The following is a 21,213-nucleotide window of genomic DNA, read 5'->3' as shown; positions in this document are numbered from 1 at the left end:
CTCTGGGCATGACGGTGCGGCGATGGGGCGGCGGCGCGACGGTGGCGGTCATGGTGCTGGCGATGATCTCGGCGGAGGCGTCGCCACCGGCCAAGCAGCGCTGGTCCCGACCCGAGTCCACGGTCGTGGTGCATGGCCGTTACCGATCCTTTGGCGCGCTTGGTGCGGTGCTTCCCTCGGGGCAGGAGCAGGCGCTGGCGCCGGTCAATGGGTGGTCCTTTCCGCCCGGCGCCCGTCCGGGCCGCACCGTGGTGGCCCCCGATGGCACGGTGCTGATGGCCTGTACGGCCCTGATGATCGGCGTTTACGACCCGCATACCAATGATTTCACCGACGTCCGGCTGCCCACGTCGGCCGGGCCGCACGAGGCCCAGCCGACGGTGACCGATCTGCTGGTGCTCTCCGCGGAAGCGGTGGCGTTCACGGTTTCTCCGGCCGGGCCGTGGCCGGTGTTCGGGGTGCTGACCAAGACCGGTGGCGTCTGGCGGGCCCTGCCGGGCAACACGTTCACCGGCGCCCAGCTGGGAACGGAAGGGCTGCAAGGGCTTCAGCGGCTGCCCGTCTCGGGTGACCTGTTGCTCACCGATCGGGCGGTCAACGTGGTGAAGCTCCGTGGCCCGGACAGCTCAGGTCATTACCTTCCCGAGATCAGGGCGCGGCACAGATATCCCCTTGCGCAGATGAGCATTTCCCCGGGCACGGTCCGGGTCGATCCCACCGGCGTGGCCGGTGACGAGCGGTTTGTGATGGGGCTGCGCGATCTCGCCGATCGCAAGAGCGTGCAGCTCTTGCAGGAGTTCAAGTATGACCAGCGCGACGGTTCGGTGGCGGCGGTGTCCGCGCCGCTGCTTCCCGGGCTGTTCCACAGGGACACCGGCCGTGCCTACGGTTTCGACCGGGTGACCTATGACGGCTCGGGCAATCTCTGGGCCACCACCAGGCACGATCGCGAGAGCGGCCGGCTGGCCGTTTACGCCCGCACCGCGTCCGGCCGCAGGACGAGCTCGGGGGCCTGCGCCTTCGGCCGGTCGAAGGGGGAGCAGGACACCGTGCGGCCCTGCCGGGCCGATTACGAGCTGTTGCAAGCCCAGGATCTTGGCACGTCCAGTGGCCTGATCGCCGACGCGGCGACCGGCACCGTGGTCAGCATCCTGGAAAACGGTCAGGTGATGGCTTTTCGCGTGCAGGGGGCCGGCCCTGAGATGACCTTCACGGCCGGCAATCCGCTGGACATCGGGCGCAAGGTGCTCCCGATCGCCCGCGGGGATTTTCTTGAGCATCAGGTGGGCGCTATCGATTCCGGGTTGCGGCTGTGGTTTCCGGTGATCCACAGCAGCCCCCGGCTCTCGCCCGGCTCGCTTGACCAGTGGCTGATCTCGATAGATCTCGCCGATCTGTTTGCCCCCAAGCCGGTTCGGCTGCCGAGCACGCCGGGGCAGGTGGTCACCGTCCAGGCTGAGCGGAGCCTGACCACCGGCACGGAGCGCAGGAAGGGCGCGGCCGGGGTGACCGAGGTCGATTCGCTGAACTACGCGGGGGCGTGCAGCGACTTTCCGCGCCTGATCGGGTGCGGCTACGACCAGGCGGCCGGCGACGGCTTCGTGGTCACCGACGACGTGGGCTACGGCCACCTGGGCGGGCCGCTGAGCTATCTGGTGGAGGTCGCCAGCGCGGGCACTTACCGGTTGTCGTACCAGGCGGGCACCCTGGACGTGATCGACAACGCGGTGATCGATCTGACCATCCTCGATCGGTTCGTCGAGACCCCGGTGAACAGCGATGGCGGCTGGCGGGCGTTCCAGTCCAAAGAGGACCTCGTGTTGCCGGCCGGGACCCATCTGCTCACCCTCTCCGCGCCGCCGGGCAAGAGGGGCTGGTTCTTGAACTCGTTCTCGTTCCAGCGGCTGTGAGCTGGGCGGAAATTTCTTTACCAACATTTGTGGCAGCGCGGGATCGCGCGGGCCGCGCGGGAGTAGAAGTATAGGCGGATGCGGATACTGCTTGTCGAAGATGACCACAGGTTCGCGACCGCGCTGACCGTGGCGTTGCGGCGGGCCGGGTACGAGGTGGAACACGCACCCACGGTCGCGGCCGCGCTGGCCGCTTCGGCGTGCGATCTGGTCCTGCTCGACCTGGGGTTGCCCGACGGCGATGGGATGGACCTGTGCCGCAGCATCCGTGAGCAGAGCGACGTCGGGGTGATCATCCTTACCGCGCGGGGGCAGGAGCGCGACACCGTGACCGGGTTGCGCTGCGGCGCCGACGATTATGTGGTTAAACCGTTCGGCTTCGCCGAGCTACAGGCCAGGATGGAAGCCGTGCTCCGGCGGGCCCGCTCCCGCCCCAGCGGGCTGCGGGTGGTCGGCAAGCTGCGGGTCGACCTCGACCGGCACAGCGTTCACCTCGGCTCGGAGCCGATCACCTTGACCCGCAAGGAGTTTCAGCTGCTGGCCATCCTCGCCGCCGAGCCGGAGGTGGCGGTGCGCCGGGACAGGCTTTTCGCCGAGGTGTGGCACACCTCCTGGCAGGGCACGTCGCGCACGCTCGACGCGCACATGACGGCGCTGCGCTCGAAGATCGGTGCGGGAGCGGAGATTCAGACCATCCGCGGGGTCGGGTACAGGATAGTGGCGGGCGGTTGACGTGCGTCGCAGACTGATCGCGACCTACGTGGGGCTGCTCATCGTGGTGCTGGTAGGGCTGAGCGTGCCGCTGGGCTATTCGCTGGCCGCTGGGCAGACCCAGGAAATGTTCATCGACCGGCTCGCCGACACCACCCGCTTCGCTTCCCTGGCCGAGCCGGCCATGGGGACAGGTCAGGTCGACGCGCTGCGCACAGAGATGGCGCTCTACGACGAGATGTTCAACATCGCGGCGGCGATCGTCGGCCGCGACGGCGCGCTGGTGCTGACCTCGCGGGCCTCCTTCGACCCGGGCGACGTGCAGGTGCGCGACGCCATCAGGGTGGGGCTGAACGGGCAGCACACCAGTTACGCCGAGGTGCCGTGGCCGTGGGAGATCAGCGCGCTGGTGGTGGTCGCGCCGATAGGCCGGGGCGGAGAGACAATCGGTGTGGCGCTTACGGTTTCGCCCACCGGCGCGCTTCGGCAGGCCATCCTGCAGAACGTCTTGCTGCTGGCCATGCTCAGTCTGGCCGCCCTGTGCCTGGGTGCCTTCGCCACCATGCCGCTGTCGCGGTGGATGCTGCGCCCGGTGCAGGAGCTTGACGAGGCGGCACATGCGTTGGCGGAAGGGCGTTTCAGCCAGGCCGACCTGGCCGGCTCCGGCCCGCCCGAGCTGCGCCGGCTGAGCCGCTCGTTCACGTCGATGGCCAGCCGGGTCACCACGTTGCTGCAGCGGCAGCGCACCTTCGCCTCCTATGCCAGTCACCAGCTGCGCACCCCGCTGGCCACGCTGCGGCTGTGTGTGGAAAACCTGCGCCCGGCGGTTCGCGCCGACGGCGTTGACGACTTCCGCATGGTGGCCGAGGAGATCGAGCGCATGGCGGGGATGTGCGACGCGTTGCTCACCTACGCCCTGGCCGAGGTGACCGGGGCCCGGACAGTGCAGGTCGATGCCGCGTCGGTGGTGCAGGCCCGGATAGCGGTGTGGCGTCCGGCCGCGGAGAAGGCGGGGATAACGCTGATCCGCTCGGGCGAGACGCGGGCGGTGGTGCGTGCCGCGGACCAGGCGCTGGATCAGTCGCTCGACGCGCTCATCAGCAACGCCATCAAGTTCTGCGGCCCGGGGGCGCAGGTGCGGCTGATGGTGGACGGCTCGCAACGCGACTGGGTGCAGGTGCACGTGGTGGACAACGGTCCGGGCATGCCCGCGGCCGACCTGGCCCGGGCGGCCAGCCCGTTCTGGCGGCGGGCCGCTTCGCAGAACATCGAGGGGTCGGGTTTGGGAATCACCATCGCGGAGGCCCTGATCACCGCGTGTGGCGGCCGGTTCCAGCTCGCCGAGGCCAAGCCCAGCGGGCTGCACGCGCAGATCACCTTGCCCGCGTTCGGCGCGCAGCCATGAAGCGCCGCACCGCTTTGGCGCTCGCGTTGCTGGCCACCACCGGCAGTGCGTGCAGCAGGCTCGATCCGCCCGATATCGAGCACCTCACCATCGCGGCCGGACCGGAGGGCAGCGTCTACTACACGCTGGGAAAGGCGCTGGCGAAGGCGGCGCAGGACGAGTGGGGGATGCCCACCCACGTGCTGACCACCACCGAGTCGGTGGACAATCTGCGCTATGTCGGGGAGGGCGAGGCCGACCTGGGCTTTGCCACCGTGGACACCTGTGTGCTGGCGCGGCTGGGAGATTATCCCTTCGACGCCGGCCAGCCGGTCAACGCCTTGGGCGGGCTTTACGAGGACTATCTGCACATCGTCGTGCGCGCGGACAGTGCCATCCTCGCGGTGAGCGACCTGTTGGGGAAGGTCATCTCGACCGGGCTGGGCGACTCTGGTACCCAGATAGTCTCGAGCCGGGTGTTGGAGGCGGCGCGGCTATTCGGCATGCCGCACCTGGAGCTGTCCATTGTGGAGGCTTCGCAGGCGCTGGCGGCCGGGCGGATCGACGCCTTTTTCAGCCTTGGCGGGGTGCCGACGCCGGAGATTGCCAAGCTCGCGCAACAGCTGCCGATCCGGGTGCTGCCGGTGCCCGCCGAGCTGATCAAGATGCAGGGCATCTACGGCTGGACATATCTTTCACGGTCGATCCAGCCGGGCATCTATCAGCTCAAGACCGAGGTGGAGACGATCGGGATTCCCAACGTGATTGTGGTGCGCGACGACATTCCGGACACCACGGCCTACCGGTTCACCGAGCTGCTTTTCGCCGCGAAACAACGCCTGGCGCAGGCCCATCCGGAGGCGGGGCGGCTCGACCAGCGTTCAGCTCTGGCCACCTATTCGGTCCCGCTGCATCCGGGTGCGGCCCTCTACTATCGCCAGGCCAAACCCCTGGTTTAGGGCGGGGGAAGGTATTGTGCCCGGCGTGCGGTCGCTGTTCCCCTCCCCTCCCGCACCCGGGCGCGTGGCGTTAAAGCACACCGGGTGGCTTCTGCTCGCCGTGGTCGCCGCGGCTGCGCTCAGCCTCGCGCGCAGTCCGAGGCCCGGTGCCCTGAACACCATCTGGATCGAGGATGCGCACAACTTCCTCAACGATGCTTTGACCGACGGCTTCAAGAACAATTTGTTCAAGTCGCTCAACGGTTACTACCACTTCGGGCCGCGCCTCATCGCCGAGCTGGTCTCCCTGGCCCCGGTGCGCTGGTCGGCGGCGCTGATCTCCATCGCCGCCGCCGGAGTCACCGCCGGGTTCGGCGCCATCGCCTACGTGGCGAGCAAGCCCTTCCTGCAGCGATGGTGGCTTCAGCTGGTGGTGGCCGCGCCGCTGGTGCTGCTTCCGCTGGCGCGGGTGCAGGCCGACAACGACATCGCCACGTTGCAATTTCCCGGCCTCTATGTGCTGTTCTGGATCGCGCTGTGGCGTCCAGCCTCCCGGCCCGCTCAGGCGGTCGCGGTGCTCGCCACGGCCTTCGTGACGTTCAGCAGCATCATTCCGATCATCCTGCTTCCCTTGTTCGCCTTGCGTTTTTACGTGGTACGAGACTGGGCCACCCGCCTGATCTGCCTGGCCTATTCCGCCGGGCTGGGCCTGCACTTCCTGGGGCTGGCCCTGGGCAAGGCCACCCGGTCGGAGGTCTGCTGCCGCCGCTACGACCTGTTCTGGGTGGCGCAGGAATACGCGACCAAGACGGTGCCGCGCACCATCTTCGGGGAACGCTGGCTGGGCGGGCCGGGCATGGATGTCACCGGGCCCGTTGCCGCGCAAGGCAGCCCGGCGGTGCACACGGGGCTGATGGTGCTGGCGTGGCTGGTGGTGCTCGCCGCGCTGATCTTGGCCCTGGTCAAGTTCACCAACCCGCACTGGCCGCTGGCCATCGCCGCCACCGTCGCCGGAGCAGCCCTCTTCGCGGGCACGGTGACCAACATCGGCAGCGTGCAGCCGCGCTATCTGATCGCCCCGGCGCTGCTGGTGCTGACCGTGCTCGCCGCCCTGTTGCGCCCGCACGACTCTCAGCCCCCGGCGTCGCGCCCGCAGACCCGGCAGCTCTCGGCTTCGCGGCTGGGCCTAGGGCGCTCGGCGGTCCCGGCTTTGGTGCTCATCGCGGTGATGGTGGTGGTGGCGGCGGTCAACTTCCGCGCCGACAACCGCCGCTCGGAGACGTGGCCGTGGAGCGACCTGGTGAGCCAGGCGACCCTGGCCTGCCAGAGCCAGCCGATCGACAGCCATGTCGTGTGGGGCGGCTACTGGTGGCGGGTGACGATTCCCTGCGATCGGGTGCGCTAGCCCAAGCGCAGCAGGTCGGCGATTTTGGCGATGCCGCTGCGGATGGCCCGGTTGTGTTCGGGTCTGCTGGACCCTAGCGCAGCAGGTCGGCGATTTTGGCTATGCCGCTGCGGATGGCCCGTTCGGTGAGGTTGCCGAAACCGAGGACCAGCTGCGCCGGCCGGGTGGCGCCGGTGGAGCGATGGGTGCCCATGCCGGTCACCCCGACGCCGCGCTGGAGTGCCGCCGCGACAACGGTTTTCTCGTCCGCCGCGGGCGGCAGGTGGGCCACCGCATGGAATCCGGCGGCGAGCCCGGTGAGGGCTACCCCTGGGGCGTGTTCGTGCAGCGCCTCGACCAGGGCGGCGCGGCGCTCCGCGTACACGCTTCGCATGCGGCGCAGGTGCCGGTCATAGCGGCCCGACTCGATCAGTTTGGCGATGGTCAGCTGGTCGAGCAGCGGTGAGCCGCGGTCGCTGAGCTCCTTGGCGGCGACGATGGAGTCCAGCAGGGCTGGCGGGCAGAGCATCCATCCAATCCGGACAGCAGGGGCCAGCGACTTGCTCGCGGTGCCGATGACCACCACGCGATCGGGGGCCAGCCCCTGGAACGCCCCGACCGGCTCGCGGTCGTAGCGGAACTCGGCGTCATAGTCGTCCTCGACGACGAATCCCTCCACTTTGGACGCCCATGCCGCCAGCGCCTGCCGCCGATGCGGGCCCAGCACGACACCGGTGGGCCATTGGTGCGCCGGGGTCAGCACGACGGCTCGGGCGCCGGTGGCGGCGAGCGCGGTCACGTCCACCCCGTCCTCGTCGACCCGAACCGGGACGGCCTGGATCCCGGAGGCGGCCGCGGCGGCCAGGGTCGACCCGTCACCGTAGCCGGGATCCTCGAATGCCACCCGGCCGATCCCGGCCTGGGCCAGGGCGCGCAGGGTCAGCCCGAGGCCCTGGGCGAAACCGGCACAGACCACCATGTGGTCGGGTTCGGCGGCCGCGGCCCGCACCCGCCGCAGGTAGCCGGCGAGCACCTCGCGCAGCACCAGGCTGCCCCGCGCGTCGCCGTAGTCGAAGGCGGCCGTGGGCGCGCTGCGGCAGCTCTCGCGCTGCGCCCAGATCCAGTCCGAGCGGGGAAAGCCGGCCAGATCGGGAACACCGGCGCGGAACTCGATGGCGGGCCGGGCCTGGGCCGGACGAGCCGGGGTGGCTGGGCGAACCGTGCTCACCTGCGCCACCCGGGTGGCCGAACCGGGGCGGGCGCTCAGATATCCCTCCGCATGGAGCTGGCCGTAGCACTCCTGGACCAGGCCGCGTGAGACGCCCAGCTGGCGGGACAGCTCGCGGGAGGAGGGCAGCCTTTCCCCGGCCCGCAGGCGGCCGCCGCGGATCGCGGCACGCAACCCGTCCTCCAGCTGCGAGCGCAGCGGCTCGGGACGATCACGGTCGAGGTGCAGGAGGAGCTCCGGCGGCGAACCGGCCCACTCGATCGGCATGAAACTGGACCTTAGCGCAGGCCGCTGGGAACCATACGGTCAATGCATGGGCAAGGTATCTGTGGACATTTCGATGTCGCTCGACGGGTTCAGCGCGGGACCGGACGACGGGTTCGGCCAAGGCTTGGGTGTCGGCGGGGAACGCTTGCACAGCTGGCTGTTCGGGGGCGACTGGTCCTATGGCGACGAGGCCGGCAGCGCGGCCGGGGTGGACCGGGAGGTGCTCGACGAGATCTTCACCGCCTCCGGGGCGCACATCGTGGGGCGGCGCATGTTCGACGTAGTCGAGGGATGGGGCTACCAGAACCCTTTCCAGGCCCCATGTTTCGTGCTGACCCACCGGGTCGACGACGAGCTGCGGGCCTTGGCGCCGACGTTCACCTTCGTCACCGACGGCATCGAAAGCGCGCTGCGCCAGGCGCGGGCGGTGGCGGGGGACAAGGATGTCAGCATCGGCGGTGGAGCCAACGTCGCGCAGCAGTTCCTGCGCGCCGGCCTGGTCGAGGAGCTGAATCTGCATCTGGCCCCGGTCTTTCTGGGTACCGGCAAAAGGCTCTTCGAAAACCTGACCAGCGCACCATTCACGCTGAAGCAGGATCGCGTCCTGGTCTCTCCACTTGCGACACACCTGCGGTACGTGGTGACGCCTCAGGCGCAGTCACGGCAGACGTCGTGACCGTCACGGCTGCCGGCCCGCTGGGTCTGGCGCAGCACAAGGAAGCAGCCTCCACAGCGAAACTCGTTGGCCTGCACGGGAATCACCGGGGCGGTCAGCTCGTCCTCGGAGAGATCCAACCCGGGCAGGTCATAGATGTCGGCGAACTCCGGGTCGGCCGACTCGTCGACCTGGTCGGCCCACCGCGCCTGCAGGAGGTCCAGGCTCTGCACCGGTGGCTCGGCCGAGTTCGTTCTGGGGGCGTCAAAGTCGACTACTGTGCTCATGGCGGTTGGGTGCCCCCGGCGAGCGGACCATAAACACGATTCCCTTGAATCGATAGCTATTGTGTTGCGTATGCGTCGCTTGCTCGCCCTCGCCGCGGCGGTGGCCCTCGCCGTGATCATGTTGCCCGCCCCTGCCTTCGCCCACGGCCAGCTGGCCCTCGCGGAGCCGGCCAACCAGAGCACGCTGATGGAGCCCCGCGCCCAGGTCGCCCTCTACTTCACGGAGAAACCGGCCTCCTTCGCGTTCTTCACGGTCACCTCGCCCGACGGCGTGCGGGTGGATCAGGGCTGGACCCACGGCGAGCCCAAGCCGCTCGAACCACCCGTGCAGGAGCTCAACCTCAAGGACGGCAAGTGGGAGCCGGTCTTCTACCGCACCGGCTTTCCCGCGATGGTCGGCGTTTCGCACTGGCCGCAGAAGGGCGTCTACACAGTTCAATACATGACCGTGGCGTCCGATGGCGACAAGGTCTCCGGCACGGTCCGCTTCGACTACCAGGGCGCGCCCGTCGCCGCCCCGGCCGGATGGCAGCCGCCGGTCAATCAGCCGGAAGCCGCCCTGACCGGCGGCAGCGGAAACCACACGGCCGTGGCACAGGCATCGACGCCCGCGGCCCAGCCTGGGTCGTCGTCGTCGCCGTCACCCTGGCTCATCATGGTCCCGGCCGGGTTGGTGCTGGCCGCGGTGGTGGCGTGGCGGCGTCGGCGTTCTGTCGGTGCCCGGTGAGATAGTCAGAGGCGTGAGCAAGACGCTTTACTACACCGCGACCACTATCGACGGCTACATCGCCGACGAGCACAACTCCCTCGACTGGCTCTTCGAGGTCGACTCGGACGGCCGCAGCCCGTTCGCCGCCTTCTTCGCCGGGGTCGGCGCCTTCGCCATGGGCGCCACCACCTATGAGTGGGTCATCGATCACGAGAAGCTGCTCGCCGATCCGTCGCCCTGGCACGGGTGGTACGGCGATGTGCCCGCCTGGGTCTTCACCCACCGCGAGCTGCCGGCGCTGCCCGGCGTCGACATCACCTTCGTGCAGGGCGACGTGCGCCCGGTCCACGAGGCGATGCTCGCCGCCGCACAAGGCCGCGACATCTGGCTCGTGGGCGGCGGCGAGCTGGTGGGCGCCTTCGCCGACCAGGGCCTGCTCGACGAGATCTATCTCAGCGTCGCCCCGGTCACGCTCGGGCGCGGTGCGCCGGTGCTGCCGCGGCGGCTCACCTCGGCCAACCTGACGTTGACCGAGGTGCAGCGTAACGGCCAATTCGTCAACCTCACCTATGCGGTGAAGTGATCCGGCGTTACCGGTCGGTCCGTGGCCAAGCGCCGCCAAGGCCACGGACCGACCGGCACGGTTAAGAGGTCACCAGGTCGAATTGCTCCCATGGCCCGATCGCGGTGCGGTTGGCTATAAGCGCTGCGGCGCCTGCGTTTTCGGCCACCACATAGCGGCCGTTGGCCTGCGCCCGCAGGCTCACCGATCCGTTGGAGTTGCGGATCAGCGCGAAGGTTTCCCACCCGCCGATGGCGGTGCGGTTGGCGATCAGCGGTGCCGCGCCGGCGTTCTCCGCGCACACGTAGCGGCTGTTCACCTGGGCGCGCAGGGCGACATTGCCGCCGCCGCGGTCGATCAGGTCGAACTTTTCGGTCGCTCCGATCGCGGTGGCGCTGGCGATCAGCGCGGACGTGCCGTTGTTGGGTGCGGAGACGAAACGGTTGTTGGCGCGGGCGCGTAGCGCCGTGAAGGGGGCCGGCTGGGTGACCGGGCTGCAGTCGGCCGTGACCGAGCCGGCCGCGATCTGTATGCCGCCCAACAACATCCGGGTGAAGTTGGAGTCGGTGTAGGACTGCTCGGTGTGCCCGAGCCCGGTGTACCAAGCCCGGCCGCCACCGTAGGCCTGGCACCAGGTGATCGGGTGATCGCCCATGGTCCCGCCCGTGTAGCTGGACTCGTTGAGGTTCATCAGGACACGCACCGCCGACCGCGGGTTGGTCCGGTAGTTGTACCACTCGTCGCTGCGGGTCCAGGTGGCGGGAAGATGCGCCGTGGACGGGTTCGTGGCGTCCTCTATGCGCAGCTGCGCGTTCTGGATCGCGGGGTGGGAGGCGAAGTAGGCGCCGACGAGGCCGCCGTACCAGGCCCAGTCGTATTCGGTGTCGGCCGCGGCGTGGACGCCCACGTAGCCGCCGCCGGAGGCGATGTAGGACTGAAACGCGGTCTGCTGCGCGGCATTGAGCACGTCACCGGTGGTGGAAAGCCAGATGACCGCCTGGAACTGGGCGAGGTTGGCGGTGGTGAACTGGTTGGCGTCCTCCGTCGCCACGACGGTGAAACCGTTGGCGGAGCCGAGTTGCTGGATCGCGGCTATCCCGTTTGGAATGGAGGAATGACGGAACCCGGCCGTCTTGGAGAAGACCAGAACCCGGGTCAGTGGTGCCGCCGACACCGGCGTCGCTGGCCACACCAGCCCGGCGCTCACCAAGACGGCGAGGCTGGCAGCCATCGACAGTAGACGTTTTCGCATCGCGTGCTCCTTTTATCGGGGGTCTGCGAGGCGCTTTGCCCGGCCGCAGACGCGCACGCTGGTGCACCGCTGGATGGATTCGGCGAATCAGGCATGTCGCGTTCCTCTGCCTTCGGCCGTGCAGGCGCGGCCGAGCCGGGGCGCCGTCCCCGGCTTGGTGACTAGTAGGTCTCCAACATCCTATAGGATTGAAGCCGATGAGTTCTACTGTTCGAGCACCGCGAGAATGTTGCCGGCCGGATCGGTGAACCAGGCGATGGCCGGGCCGTCGCCACCCCGGGCGATGCCGGACTCATCGGTCTTCAGGCCGGGCATGTCGTAGCTTTCGAAGCTCACCCCGCGCCGGCGCAGCTCCGCCACGGCCTGGTCGAGGTCGGCGACCGGAAAATTCAGCACGGTAAATGTTGCCGGGACGTGGTTCGGCTTCGGATAGATCAGCACTCGGCCGCCCGTCCCGAGCCGCAGCTCCAGCATCCCGTTGAACTCGGCTACCTCAAGCCCCAGCGTCTCGCCGTAAAACTTCTTGGCCGCCGCGATGTCGTCGGCCGAGAACCCGGAGAACGCCGCTGTGTCTTTGAACATCTTTTCACCCTATACGGCTTTTTCAGGCCGCAGTCGCACTCCGCTGCGGCCTGACGAGGTACCTCAGATGTCGCTGCGTTCCTCAACCCGGGTGTATTCGCCTGGTTCCCGTGTGACCACGGCACGGTTGCGCGGCCCCCAGATGAACGCGGTGAAGATCAGGCCGACCACCCCGCCCACCATCAGAATCCAGCCGACGACATCCAGGTCGACGCCGGCCACGGTGACGTCCAGCGCGAAGGTGAGAATCGCGCCGACCACGATCAGGAAAATGCTGGCGCCAATACCCATGACGAGCCTCCTTAGGAGCACGAATTTCGTTGCTCGACCAACAGGTACCCGAATCGGCTGGTGAGAAACCGGCAGGGGGAGCGCTCCTGCGATGGCAGGAGGCAACGCGGGCTCATGGCAGGAGGTGGCGCCCACCGCGGCCGATGACAGTGAACCCATGACCAATGTTTTGCGCACGGCCTTCGGCGGCAGCCGGGCCCTCGTCTATCTCACCGCGCTAATGGCGGCTCTCACCCTGGTCACCGTGGTCGGCCCGGTGGCCGACGACCGGATGCTGCTGGGCCAGCCGGTGTGGCTCAAGCCCTTCAAGTTTGCGGTCTCCTTTGTCGTGTACGGACTGAGCCTGGCCTGGCTGATGGCCCACCTGCGTCGCGGCAAGCGGGTGGCCAAATGGTCGGCGAACGTCATCGCCGTCACCTCGGTCCTGGAGGTCGGCCTGATCACCTTCCAGGCGGCTCGCGGCCGGTCGAGCCACTTCAACACCAGCAGCATGCTCGACGAGGTGGTGTGGCGGGCGATGGGTGCCACGATCGTGGTGCTCTGGCTGGCCACGGCGGTCATCGCTGTGCTGGTGTGGCGCGACGGGATGCCCGACCGGGCCGGCACCTGGACCGTCCGATTGGGAATGGTGCTCCTGCTGGCCGGGCTGCTACAGGGCTTCTTCATGGTCATCCCCAGGCCGGAGCAGATCGCGCTGGACGAGCAGGGCGTCGACACCCTGTTGGGCGCGCACGCGGTGGGTGTGCCCGACGGCGGGCCGGGCATGCCGTTGACCGGCTGGAGCACCACCGGCGGCGACCTGCGGATCGGTCATTTCATAGGAATTCACGGGCTGCAGGCGATTCTCCTGTTCGGAATGTTGCTCTCCTGGCTGGTGACGGACGCGGCGCGGCGAACCCGGCTGGTGATGGTGTTCGCCTTCGCCTACGCCGGGCTGTTGACCCTGGTTACCTGGCAGGCCTTGCGAGGTCAGCCGGTGACCGCACCGGATTCCGCCACGGTGTTCGCTTTCGCGGCGCTGGCCGGGGCGACCGTGCTGGCAGGCGTGATCTCGTGGGTGCGCCCAGTGCGGGCTGGATAGTATGGCCAGCATGCTTTGGGTGGGGCGGCTTTTCGACGAGCGCTACACCTTCGTCAGGATCACTGTGCTGAACCTGTCCGGTGTGGGCTATCTGGTGCTGTCGCCCGATGGGCGCACGGTGAGCACCACCGACCTGGTGATCGCGATTTTCTGCTTCGCCGTCGGTTACCTGCATCTGCGATCGCCGTTCGGTGTCGTGTTAGCACTGTCCACTGTGTCCGGGATCGGGTTCGTCGCCGGCGCCGACAACGACATGATCCCGACCGTCGGGTTGGCGTGGGCCATGGTGGAGCTGGGCGCGAGAAGGTCGGGCTGGCAGGTCTGGGCCGGCCTTCCCCTCGCGATCGCGGGATGCCTGGCCTCGGACTATTCCGAAGTTCTCGACCGGCCGTTCACCGCCCTCTACAGCAGTGTCGGCGCGATGGCGATGCCGCTGCTGTTCGGCCTCTACATCCGGGCGATGGGCCTGCTGGCGAGGCAGGCCGCCGATCGCGCGACACAGGAGCTGTCCCGGGTGCGGGCCGACGAGCGCACAAGCATCGCCCGCGAGCTGCACGACCTGGTGGCCCATCACGTGGCGTCGATCGTGCTGCGGGTGGCCGTAGCACGAAATGTGTTGCCGCTCAACGACCCGCGGGTCAGCCAGGTCCTCGACGACGTCCATGCCACCGGCACGTCCGCGCTTGCCGATCTGCGCCGTCTGGTCAGCGTGTTGCGCGATCCCGGCTCGGTGCGTCAGCCGTCCTTTGTGGACCCGGAGGGGTTGCCGGTGGCGTTGCGCTCGGCGGTGCAGCGAAGCGAACAGATCGGCCTGACGGTCGAGGCGGCCGTGGACCCTGAGGTGGTCCGCCTCGACTCGCGCACGGCACTGGCCGTGTTGCGCCTGACCCAGGAGGGCCTGGCCAACGTGGCCAAGCATGCGGGCACCTCCGCCCACGCTCGGCTCGACATCCAGGTCGGCACCGACCACGTCGAGTTCGCCCTGCGCGACAACGGCATCGGCCCGGCCGAAACCGGCCTGCGCCACAGCGGCGGACCCGGCGGCGGCCACGGCCTGATCGGCCTGCGCGAGCGGGTCGAGGTGCTGGGTGGCCAGCTTCAGGCGGGCTCCGCCGAAACCGGCTGGCACCTGCAAGCCCGGATCCCCTTCGCCGACCCCGGGCTCTCGGGGGTCGCCAGCCCGCGGACCGCAGCGGAAGAGGTGCTGGCGGTTACCGGTCAGCAGGCGGCGGCGGAAGCGAGCGCAGGGTGATCCGGGTGATGCTGGTGGACGACCAGCAGCTGGTGCGGGCCGGGCTGCGCATGCTGTGTGAATCCGATCCGGAGATGGAGGTGGTGGGTGAGGCGGCCGATGGCGCTGCTGCGGTGCGCCTCGCCGAGCAGGTTCACCCGGACGTGATTCTCATGGATCTGCGCATGCCGGGCATGGATGGGACAACAGCCACCGCGCGCATCCTTGCGCAGCGCCCGTCCGCGCGGGTGGTGGTGCTCACCACTTTCGACGATGATGACCACCTCTATCCGGCGCTGGCGTCCGGCGCTTGCGGTTTCCTGGTCAAGGATGCGAGCCCGGCGGAGTTGCTCGACGGCGTGAGAAGGGCTGCCGCGGGCGACAGCCCGTTCGGCAAGGCGGTCCTGAAACGCTTGGTGGAACAGGCATTGCGCGCCCAATCGGCACCGATCCCAAGGCAAGCGCCGCCGGGTGTCACCGAACGCGAGCGAGAAGTGCTGGAGCTGGTGGGCGCCGGTCTGTCCAATCCGGAGATAGCTGCCCGCCTGCATCTTGGGGTGACCACGGTAAAAACCCATGTGGCCAACCTGATGACAAAAACCGGCAGCGCCAACAGGGTCCAGCTAGCCGTCTACGCCGCCCACCTACCCTGAGCCCCAGCACCGGCCGCGCGGGCCCTGAGCCCCAGCACCGGCCGCGCGGCGTGGAGCGCCGCGCCTATGTTGCGCGCTTCAGCGGGGCGGAGGCGAAGAGGTCCAGGCCCAGTCGGCGGGACAGGAATCGGGTCGCGAGCTGGCCTTTGATGCTGTTGCCGGCCGTGTCGAGCAGTGGGGCGAAGGTGCCCAGGCCGCCCTTGCCCGGTGAGACGGTGACTATGCCGCCGCCGATCCCGCTCTTGCCCGGCAAACCTATGGTGTAGAGCCAATCGCCGGAGGTCTCGTAGAGCCCGGCCGTGGTCATGACGGCCAGCGCGGCACGGCAGCTTTCCGGATCGACCACCTGCTCGCCGGTTTTCGGGTTCAGCCCGCCGTCGGCGAGGGTCGCGCCCATGGTGGCGAGGTCGGCGACGGTGACCCGCAGGCAGCTCTGCCGGGTGTAGGCGTCCAGCGCCTCGGCGGGGTCGGGGCCGATGCGGCCCAGGTCTTCCAGCACCGCGACGATGGCGCGGTTGTGCTGGTTGGTGGCGGTGGCGCTGGCATACATCTGTTCGTCGAGGGCAAGCTCGCGCCCGGCGAAGCGGGAAAGCCCGCGCCGCACGAACTCCCACCGGGCGTGCGCGGTCGCGCCGGGCGCGCGGCCGGTGGTGGCGATCGCGCCCGGGTTCACCATCGGGTTGGTCCGGCCGTCGGCGGTGCGTTCCATCGCGGCCAGCGAGTTGAAGGGCAGGCCGGTCGCGTTGACACCGATCTGTTCACGCATCGCCTCGCTGCCGTGTTCGTCGCACATCAGGGCGAAAACGAAAGGCTTTGCCACGCTCATGATGGTGAACTCGTGGCCGGCGTCGCCGACGCTGAAGGTGGTGCCGTCGGCCCCCACCACGCTGATGCCGAACAGGCTTGCGTCCACCCGGGTCAGCGCCGGATATACGTCAGACAGCGCGCCGTGCGTATTTGCGGAAAACGTTTGGTGGGCCTCGGAAACGATGCCCCTGACGCGATCCTCGGCGGGCAGGTGCCCGGTGGAGATGTAGGTTTCCATCACAGCGGCCAGAACAACGGGACCACACCCACGCTGACGACGCCGAAGAGCAGGAGGATCGGCAGGCCGAGCTTCCAGTAGTCGCCGAATCGGTAGCCGCCCGGCCCTTTGATCATCATGTTGGCCGGGGTGGCCACCGGGGTGAGCAGCGCGGCGGTGGCCGCCACGGCGACGCACATCAGTACCGGCCGGATAGACACCTCCAGCTCGGTGGCGGCCGCGATGGCGATCGGGACGATGATGAGCGCCGTGGCCGTGTTACTGATGATCTGCCCGAGCGTGGCGGTGAAGACGAAAATTCCGGCCAGCAGCAGGTAGGGTCCGCGATCGCCGACGAGGCTGACCAATGCTTGGGCCATCGTGTCGGCCGCGCCCGACTCGGCGATGGCCGTGGACACCGGGATCATTCCTGCCACGAGAATGACTGTGCTCCAAGGGATCCCGCGGTAGGCCTGGGTGGGCGGGATGACCCGCAGCAGGATCATGGCCCCGGCCGCGATCAGGCCGGCGATCGCCGGTGGCACCAGGTCGACGGCCAGCAGCAGCACCATCCCGGCGAGCACCGCGATCGCCCGGATCCCAAGAGCACCAAGGGGAGCAGCTTGGCGGCGGACCGCCTCGGGATCGTCGACCGCGAGCACGCCGGGGTCGGCGTCGATGTTGCGGTCCAGCGCCCGCCACGTCCCCTGCAGCAGCAGCGTGTCACCGATGGCGAGCACGGTTTCCTGCCTGCCCGCGTCGAGTCCTTTGCGTTGCACGGCAAGGATGATGAGATCTCCGCTGTCGGTGGTCATGCCGGGGAACACCGTGGTCCCGACCAGGCCCGACCGCGGCCCGACGACGACCTCCGCCACGCCGTAGTCCGGTGTGATGAGCGCGCCCTCCAGGTGGGTGGCCGCCGGCTCGGCCAGGAACTGCAGCTGGTTGTCGGCCGCGAAGCGTTGCACCGCAGCGCTTTCGCCGCGCACGATGATGGTGTCGGGCCCCTGCGCGCCGACCACCGCCACCCCGGCCGGGTAACTGGCTGGACGCCTGCCCTGCAAGCGATACGCGTGCTCATCCAGCCGGTATTGTTTGATCAAGGTGCGGGCATGGCCGCTCAGGTCGGGTGGGATGCTGTGCGGCACGCGGTCGGGCAGCAGCCGGTTGCCGAAAGCCATGATGATGGCGATGGTGCCCGCCAGCAACGGCACGCCGACGAGGCTGAACTCGAAGAAGCCGAAGCCATGCCCGCTCGCGTCCTGAGCGGCTTCTGAGACGATGACATTTATCGGGGTACCGGTAAAAAGCAGCAACGATCCGGCATGAGCTGCGAAAGCGAGTGGCATGACCAGCCTTGACGGCGACTGCCCCGATCGCACAGCCATCAGCACCACCATCGGGAGCAGCGCGGCCACCGCGCCGTTGACGCTGATCAGCGCGGTGAGCCCGGCCACCAGAAGCATCATCAGCAACAGTCGGCGTTGCGGGGTGGACGCCCGGGTGATGAGCTGCTGACCGGCCCAGGCGGTGACCCCGCTGGAATCCAGCGCCTGGCTCACGATGAACAGGGCGGTGATGAAGACCACGACCTGATCGCCGAACCCGGCCAGGGTCTGCGCCGCGCTCAGGACGCCGCAGAAGTAAAGGACCAAAGCCGATCCGACCGCCACCACCTCAACGGGCAATCGGTTCCAGATGAACAATGCGACCGCTGCGCCCAGTACCACAAAGGAAATGGCGGCGTGGCTCATTTCAGCTCGACGGGCGCTCCCGGGCCCAGCGGGATGCCGAGCAGATACCAGGCGACGAAGAACAGAGTCCACGCCACCGCGATGATGAGCGTGTAAGGGATCATCAGGGACACCACGGTCCCCATCCCCGCCTCCTTCTTGTACTTCTGGGTCAGCAGCACGATGAACGGAAGGTAGACCATCAACGGCGTCACCACGTTCATCGGCGAGTCACCGACCCGGTAGGCGGCGAGCACGGTCTGCGGCGCGACCCCCAGGCGCAGGAAGAGCGGGACAAAGACCGGCGCGAAGATGGCCCACTTGGGAATCACGCCCGGGATGATGATGTCGAGGATCAGCGTGACCAGGATGAAGCCCACCAGCAGCCAGAGCGGGCCGATGTTCGCGCTCTCCAGCCAGTCGGCCATCTTCACCGCGGCGACGGTCGCCATATTGGTGTAGTTGAAGTAGGCGATGAATTGGGCGATGACCAGGAGCATGAAGATCAGGCCGCCCAGGCCCGCGAAGGTTTTCGTGATGGCTTCCATGGCGGCCTTGCTGCCCTTGAGCGTGGCCGCGCCGGCCCCATAGCACAGACCGGTCACCAGGAAGATAGCCATGATGAGGAAGATGAGCCCATCCATGAGCGGCGAGTCTTCCACCAGGCTGCCGGTCTCCGGGTTGCGCAGGATTCCGTTGCTGGGCACGGTAAGTACCAGCAACACCACGAGCACCGCGAGAAAACCGTAGAGCGCGTAACGCAGACCGCGTGCCTGCTGCGCCTCGGTGACCTCGGCCTCATCCGCCGCCGCGGCCTTGCCGGTGTAGCGACCCAGCCGCGGCTCGATCACCTTGTCGGTGATGAACGTGATGAGGAAAGCCAGGAAGAGGGTCGAGCCGATGCCGAAGAAGAGGTTGGCGGTCAAACTGATGGACCGGGTGGGATCGACCAGGGCCGCGGCCTCGTTGGTCACCTCGGTCACGATGCCGTCGATCGGGGTGATGAGCACGTTGACACCGAAGGTGCCACCCACCGCGGCAAAGGCGGCCGCCAGCCCGGCCAGCGGATGTCGCCCGACACTCATGAACGCCACCGCGCCAAGGGGAATCAGCACCAGGTAACCCGCGTCGGAGGCGATCGACGACAGGATGCCCAGCAGCACGATGATGAAAGTGAGCGCCCATTTCGGGGCGACCGCCACGAGCTTGCGGATGAGCGCGCCGATCAGCCCGGCATGTTCGGCCAGCCCGACACCGATCATCGCCACCAGGATCACGCCCACCACACCGAAGTTGGTGAAGTTCTGCACCGCGGAGGTATAGATGAACCGGATCCCGTCGGCGGTCATCAGGCTCTTGATGGCCGTGGTCTCGGTGTGGGTCTCGACCGGCGGGTGATAGACCTCGCCCGGCGGGAACTCAAGCGACGGCTCGATAGTGCCGCCAGGATACGTTTCCTCGCCCACGATAGGGACCGGCTCGGCCACCTCGTAGGTGACGCTCAACCCGATCGCGGCGAAGATCCCGGAGAGAACAATGATCAGGCCGATGAGGATCAAGAAGATCATCACCGGGTGAGGCACCTTGTTGCCCAGCCTCTCGATGCCGTCAAGCATCCGTTGCGAGAAACCGCGCTTCTCAACCGCAGCAGCAGCGCTCATGCCCGAACCCCCCAATGGCCGGCGTTGGTGGCGCTCATGGCTGAGCTTGGGCCGGCGACGGCGCTCATGCCTGAGCTTCCCGACGGTCTGGCGGCGGCGCTCATGCCCGTGCTCCTCGGCTGGCGGTGGTGGCGCTGGGTTTCTTGTGCTCGGGGCCAATGAAGGTGGTGGCTAGTTCCAGCAGGAGGCGAGCACCGAAGCCGGTGCAGCCGGCCGGCCGCCACAGGGCTGCGGCGTCGTTCTGGGCGGTGCCGGCGATGTCGAGGTGTGCCCACGGCAGGCCGCCGACGAACTCGGCGAGGAAGAGCGCCGCGGTGATGGTGCCCGCGTTGAGGCCACCCATGTTCTTGATATCGGCGATGTCCGAATCGAGCTGCTTGCGATGGCGATAGTCCAAGGGCAGCTGCCACACCGGCTCATCGGTGGCCACGGCGGCCGCCTGAATCTGGTCGATCAGAGCCGGGTTGTTTCCGAGCAGGCCCGCCACCTCCGAGCCCAGCGCGCGCAGGCAGGCGCCGGTGAGGGTGGCTATGTCGACGATCGCGTCCGGTTGGGACTCGGCGGCCATCACGAGGGCGTCCGCCATCACCAGGCGGCCCTCCGCATCCGTGTTGAGCACCTCGACTGTTGTCCCGCCGTGAATGCTGATCACGTCGCCGAGCTTCATCGCTGTACCAGACGGCATGTTGTCCGTGCACATCAGGTAACCGGTCACCGCCACCTGGCAGTCCAATTCGGATAGAGCCGACATGGCGGCCAGGATCGCCCCGGCACCGGACATGTCGTTCTTCATCGTGGCATGCACGGCGTCACTGGGTTTGAGGCTGATCCCACCCGAGTCGTACATGATTCCCTTGCCCACCAAGCAAAGGTGGCCACTCGGTTCGCCGCTGGCCGGGCGATAGCGCAATATGATCATCCGGGGTGGTTCGGCGCTGCCCGCGTTGACGCCGAGCAGCCCGCCGCAGCCCAGCTCGATAAGCGCCTCACGGTCGAAGACCTCGATCTCCAAGCCGCAGCCGCCCGCGATCTCCGCAGCGCACTCGGCCATCCTTGCCGCGGTGAGCCTAGATGGCGGGGTGTTGGCCAGATCGCGCGCCAGCGCGGTCGCCGCGGCGAAGGTGGTGCCCCGGTGCACGCCCTCGGTCGCGCTGTCGACATCGGCCTTGGCCGGCACGAGCAACGTCAGCGACTCCAGCGCCTCTCGGGTGGCCCGGCGCTGCAGCGGCCCGTAGTGATAGCGCGCGAGCAGCACACCCTCCACGACCGCCTGTGCCGCAACGGAAATGGGCACTCCGGGCAGGTCTGCCAGGCTTGCCGCCAGATGCGCCTGGCGGCCGACGGCAAGGCTGAAGGCGGCCGCGGCGTCGCGCAGGGCGTTGGTGTCCAAGCGGTCTGGATCGCCTACTCCGACCGCCACCAGTGGTGGCCCGTCGGAGCGTGGCAGGACCAGGGTTTGGCCAAGGCGGCCATCGAACCCAGCTTCGCTGAGCGCCTGCCGGCTCAGCCCGGCGGACGCGGGTACCTCCCCGGTCGAGCTGATCGGCACCGCTACTGCGCCGCCCAGATAGGCGGCGACCTTTCCGGCGGACACGGCTTCGACCACGACCTTGGCCGGGTGCTGCCGTGACGGCGTCGGATTGAAACCGTTGACCGTGGCAGCCACCGCT

General features: G+C 68.3%; 20 protein-coding genes. 11 read left to right on the top strand and 9 right to left on the bottom strand.

What is annotated here, in order from left to right:
- The first annotated feature begins 8 nt into the window (after window positions 1-8).
- The 5 genes from Rhe02_RS22550 to Rhe02_RS22530 all read left to right on the top strand — a co-directional run bounded on the left by Rhe02_RS22550 (window position 9) and on the right by Rhe02_RS22530 (window position 6,348).
- On the top strand, window positions 9-1,910 hold the full coding sequence (locus Rhe02_RS22550) for a carbohydrate-binding protein (RefSeq protein WP_203910298.1): 1,902 nt from the start codon (window positions 9-11) through the stop codon (window positions 1,908-1,910).
- 78 nt (window positions 1,911-1,988) lie between these two features.
- Window positions 1,989-2,642, top strand: coding sequence for a response regulator transcription factor (locus Rhe02_RS22545; protein ID WP_203910297.1), 654 nt, complete (start codon window positions 1,989-1,991; stop codon window positions 2,640-2,642).
- A gap of 1 nt (window position 2,643) precedes the next feature.
- A complete protein-coding gene (locus Rhe02_RS22540; protein WP_203910296.1) occupies window positions 2,644-4,026 on the top strand; it encodes a sensor histidine kinase in 1,383 nt (460 codons plus the stop codon).
- Window positions 4,023-4,964 carry a TAXI family TRAP transporter solute-binding subunit gene (locus Rhe02_RS22535; RefSeq protein WP_203910295.1) on the top strand — a complete coding sequence of 314 codons (942 nt, stop codon included), beginning with the start codon at window positions 4,023-4,025 and terminating at the stop codon, window positions 4,962-4,964. Before Rhe02_RS22540 ends, Rhe02_RS22535 begins: the two co-directional genes overlap by 4 nt.
- A gap of 25 nt (window positions 4,965-4,989) precedes the next feature.
- Window positions 4,990-6,348 carry a hypothetical protein gene (locus Rhe02_RS22530; RefSeq protein ID WP_203910294.1) on the top strand — a complete coding sequence of 453 codons (1,359 nt, stop codon included), beginning with the start codon at window positions 4,990-4,992 and terminating at the stop codon, window positions 6,346-6,348.
- Between the two features lie 73 nt (window positions 6,349-6,421).
- On the opposite strand, the gene pdxR is transcribed toward Rhe02_RS22530, so the two are convergent.
- Complete coding sequence (pdxR, locus tag Rhe02_RS22525; protein ID WP_203910293.1) at window positions 6,422-7,822, bottom strand: MocR-like pyridoxine biosynthesis transcription factor PdxR; 1,401 nt, start codon at window positions 7,820-7,822, stop codon at window positions 6,422-6,424.
- A gap of 46 nt (window positions 7,823-7,868) precedes the next feature.
- On the opposite strand from pdxR, the gene Rhe02_RS22520 reads away from it, so the two are divergent.
- Window positions 7,869-8,498 carry a dihydrofolate reductase family protein gene (locus tag Rhe02_RS22520; protein WP_203910292.1) on the top strand — a complete coding sequence of 210 codons (630 nt, stop codon included), beginning with the start codon at window positions 7,869-7,871 and terminating at the stop codon, window positions 8,496-8,498.
- On the opposite strand, the gene Rhe02_RS22515 is transcribed toward Rhe02_RS22520, so the two are convergent.
- On the bottom strand, window positions 8,471-8,764 hold the full coding sequence (locus Rhe02_RS22515; RefSeq protein ID WP_203910291.1) for a DUF4193 family protein: 294 nt from the start codon (window positions 8,762-8,764) through the stop codon (window positions 8,471-8,473). The two genes, Rhe02_RS22520 and Rhe02_RS22515, sit on opposite strands and share 28 nt — an antisense overlap.
- 70 nt (window positions 8,765-8,834) lie before the next feature.
- On the opposite strand from Rhe02_RS22515, the gene Rhe02_RS22510 reads away from it, so the two are divergent.
- Both Rhe02_RS22510 and Rhe02_RS22505 read left to right on the top strand, forming a co-directional pair.
- Window positions 8,835-9,491 (top strand): copper resistance CopC family protein, encoded by a 657-nt coding sequence (locus tag Rhe02_RS22510; protein ID WP_203910290.1) that lies wholly within the window; start codon window positions 8,835-8,837, stop codon window positions 9,489-9,491.
- Between the two features lie 13 nt (window positions 9,492-9,504).
- Entirely contained in the window at window positions 9,505-10,056 is a 552-nt protein-coding gene (locus tag Rhe02_RS22505) for a dihydrofolate reductase family protein (protein ID WP_203910289.1), read from the top strand.
- 61 nt (window positions 10,057-10,117) lie between these two features.
- Here Rhe02_RS22505 and Rhe02_RS22500 read toward each other — a convergent pair whose 3' ends face one another.
- The 3 genes from Rhe02_RS22500 to Rhe02_RS22490 all read right to left on the bottom strand — a co-directional run bounded on the left by Rhe02_RS22500 (window position 10,118) and on the right by Rhe02_RS22490 (window position 12,160).
- Window positions 10,118-11,287 carry a ThuA domain-containing protein gene (locus Rhe02_RS22500; protein WP_203910288.1) on the bottom strand — a complete coding sequence of 390 codons (1,170 nt, stop codon included), beginning with the start codon at window positions 11,285-11,287 and terminating at the stop codon, window positions 10,118-10,120.
- Window positions 11,288-11,491: 204 nt separating this feature from the next.
- Complete coding sequence (locus Rhe02_RS22495) at window positions 11,492-11,869, bottom strand: VOC family protein (protein WP_203910287.1); 378 nt, start codon at window positions 11,867-11,869, stop codon at window positions 11,492-11,494.
- Between the two features lie 63 nt (window positions 11,870-11,932).
- Complete coding sequence (locus tag Rhe02_RS22490; protein ID WP_203910286.1) at window positions 11,933-12,160, bottom strand: DUF6458 family protein; 228 nt, start codon at window positions 12,158-12,160, stop codon at window positions 11,933-11,935.
- A 91-nt stretch (window positions 12,161-12,251) separates the two neighbouring features.
- On the opposite strand from Rhe02_RS22490, the gene Rhe02_RS22485 reads away from it, so the two are divergent.
- The 3 genes from Rhe02_RS22485 to Rhe02_RS22475 are packed head-to-tail and all read left to right on the top strand — an operon-like array spanning window position 12,252 to window position 15,125.
- Complete coding sequence (locus tag Rhe02_RS22485; protein ID WP_239123987.1) at window positions 12,252-13,241, top strand: hypothetical protein; 990 nt, start codon at window positions 12,252-12,254, stop codon at window positions 13,239-13,241.
- A gap of 10 nt (window positions 13,242-13,251) precedes the next feature.
- Complete coding sequence (locus Rhe02_RS22480; protein ID WP_203910285.1) at window positions 13,252-14,493, top strand: sensor histidine kinase; 1,242 nt, start codon at window positions 13,252-13,254, stop codon at window positions 14,491-14,493.
- On the top strand, window positions 14,490-15,125 hold the full coding sequence (locus tag Rhe02_RS22475; protein ID WP_203910284.1) for a response regulator: 636 nt from the start codon (window positions 14,490-14,492) through the stop codon (window positions 15,123-15,125). Before Rhe02_RS22480 ends, Rhe02_RS22475 begins: the two co-directional genes overlap by 4 nt.
- A gap of 64 nt (window positions 15,126-15,189) precedes the next feature.
- Here Rhe02_RS22475 and glsA read toward each other — a convergent pair whose 3' ends face one another.
- From glsA to Rhe02_RS22455, 4 genes are all read right to left on the bottom strand, one after another.
- Window positions 15,190-16,170 carry a glutaminase A gene (glsA, locus tag Rhe02_RS22470; RefSeq protein WP_203910334.1) on the bottom strand — a complete coding sequence of 327 codons (981 nt, stop codon included), beginning with the start codon at window positions 16,168-16,170 and terminating at the stop codon, window positions 15,190-15,192.
- On the bottom strand, window positions 16,170-17,903 hold the full coding sequence (locus tag Rhe02_RS22465; RefSeq protein ID WP_203910283.1) for an SLC13 family permease: 1,734 nt from the start codon (window positions 17,901-17,903) through the stop codon (window positions 16,170-16,172). Before Rhe02_RS22465 ends, glsA begins: the two co-directional genes overlap by 1 nt.
- On the bottom strand, window positions 17,900-19,543 hold the full coding sequence (locus Rhe02_RS22460; RefSeq protein WP_203910282.1) for an AbgT family transporter: 1,644 nt from the start codon (window positions 19,541-19,543) through the stop codon (window positions 17,900-17,902). The genes Rhe02_RS22465 and Rhe02_RS22460 overlap by 4 nt, the downstream gene beginning before the upstream one ends.
- Before the next feature lie 100 nt (window positions 19,544-19,643).
- Window positions 19,644-21,209 (bottom strand): leucyl aminopeptidase, encoded by a 1,566-nt coding sequence (locus tag Rhe02_RS22455; RefSeq protein ID WP_203910281.1) that lies wholly within the window; start codon window positions 21,207-21,209, stop codon window positions 19,644-19,646.
- Window positions 21,210-21,213 lie beyond the last annotated feature (4 nt).

The sequence above is a fragment of the Rhizocola hellebori genome, assembly GCF_016862955.1.
GTDB lineage: Bacteria > Actinomycetota > Actinomycetes > Mycobacteriales > Micromonosporaceae > Rhizocola > Rhizocola hellebori.
This window is presented reverse-complemented; position numbering and strand designations above follow the sequence as displayed.

What these genes read in the sequence shown, in the direction of transcription:
- Rhe02_RS22510 (WP_203910290.1), top strand. Translation starts at nt 8,835, where the DNA reads ATGCGTCGCTTGCTCGCCCTCGCCGCGGCGGTGGCCCTCGCCGTGATC.
- Rhe02_RS22515 (WP_203910291.1), bottom strand. Translation starts at nt 8,764, where the DNA reads ATGAGCACAGTAGTCGACTTTGACGCCCCCAGAACGAACTCGGCCGAG.
- Rhe02_RS22550 (WP_203910298.1), top strand. Translation starts at nt 9, where the DNA reads ATGACGGTGCGGCGATGGGGCGGCGGCGCGACGGTGGCGGTCATGGTG.
- Rhe02_RS22480 (WP_203910285.1), top strand. Translation starts at nt 13,252, where the DNA reads ATGCTTTGGGTGGGGCGGCTTTTCGACGAGCGCTACACCTTCGTCAGG.
- Rhe02_RS22465 (WP_203910283.1), bottom strand. Translation starts at nt 17,903, where the DNA reads ATGAGCCACGCCGCCATTTCCTTTGTGGTACTGGGCGCAGCGGTCGCA.
- pdxR (WP_203910293.1), bottom strand. Translation starts at nt 7,822, where the DNA reads ATGCCGATCGAGTGGGCCGGTTCGCCGCCGGAGCTCCTCCTGCACCTC.
- Rhe02_RS22485 (WP_239123987.1), top strand. Translation starts at nt 12,252, where the DNA reads ATGGCAGGAGGCAACGCGGGCTCATGGCAGGAGGTGGCGCCCACCGCG.
- Rhe02_RS22535 (WP_203910295.1), top strand. Translation starts at nt 4,023, where the DNA reads ATGAAGCGCCGCACCGCTTTGGCGCTCGCGTTGCTGGCCACCACCGGC.
- Rhe02_RS22545 (WP_203910297.1), top strand. Translation starts at nt 1,989, where the DNA reads ATGCGGATACTGCTTGTCGAAGATGACCACAGGTTCGCGACCGCGCTG.
- Rhe02_RS22495 (WP_203910287.1), bottom strand. Translation starts at nt 11,869, where the DNA reads ATGTTCAAAGACACAGCGGCGTTCTCCGGGTTCTCGGCCGACGACATC.
- Rhe02_RS22500 (WP_203910288.1), bottom strand. Translation starts at nt 11,287, where the DNA reads ATGCGAAAACGTCTACTGTCGATGGCTGCCAGCCTCGCCGTCTTGGTG.
- Rhe02_RS22460 (WP_203910282.1), bottom strand. Translation starts at nt 19,543, where the DNA reads ATGAGCGCTGCTGCTGCGGTTGAGAAGCGCGGTTTCTCGCAACGGATG.
- glsA (WP_203910334.1), bottom strand. Translation starts at nt 16,170, where the DNA reads ATGGAAACCTACATCTCCACCGGGCACCTGCCCGCCGAGGATCGCGTC.
- Rhe02_RS22520 (WP_203910292.1), top strand. Translation starts at nt 7,869, where the DNA reads ATGGGCAAGGTATCTGTGGACATTTCGATGTCGCTCGACGGGTTCAGC.
- Rhe02_RS22490 (WP_203910286.1), bottom strand. Translation starts at nt 12,160, where the DNA reads ATGGGTATTGGCGCCAGCATTTTCCTGATCGTGGTCGGCGCGATTCTC.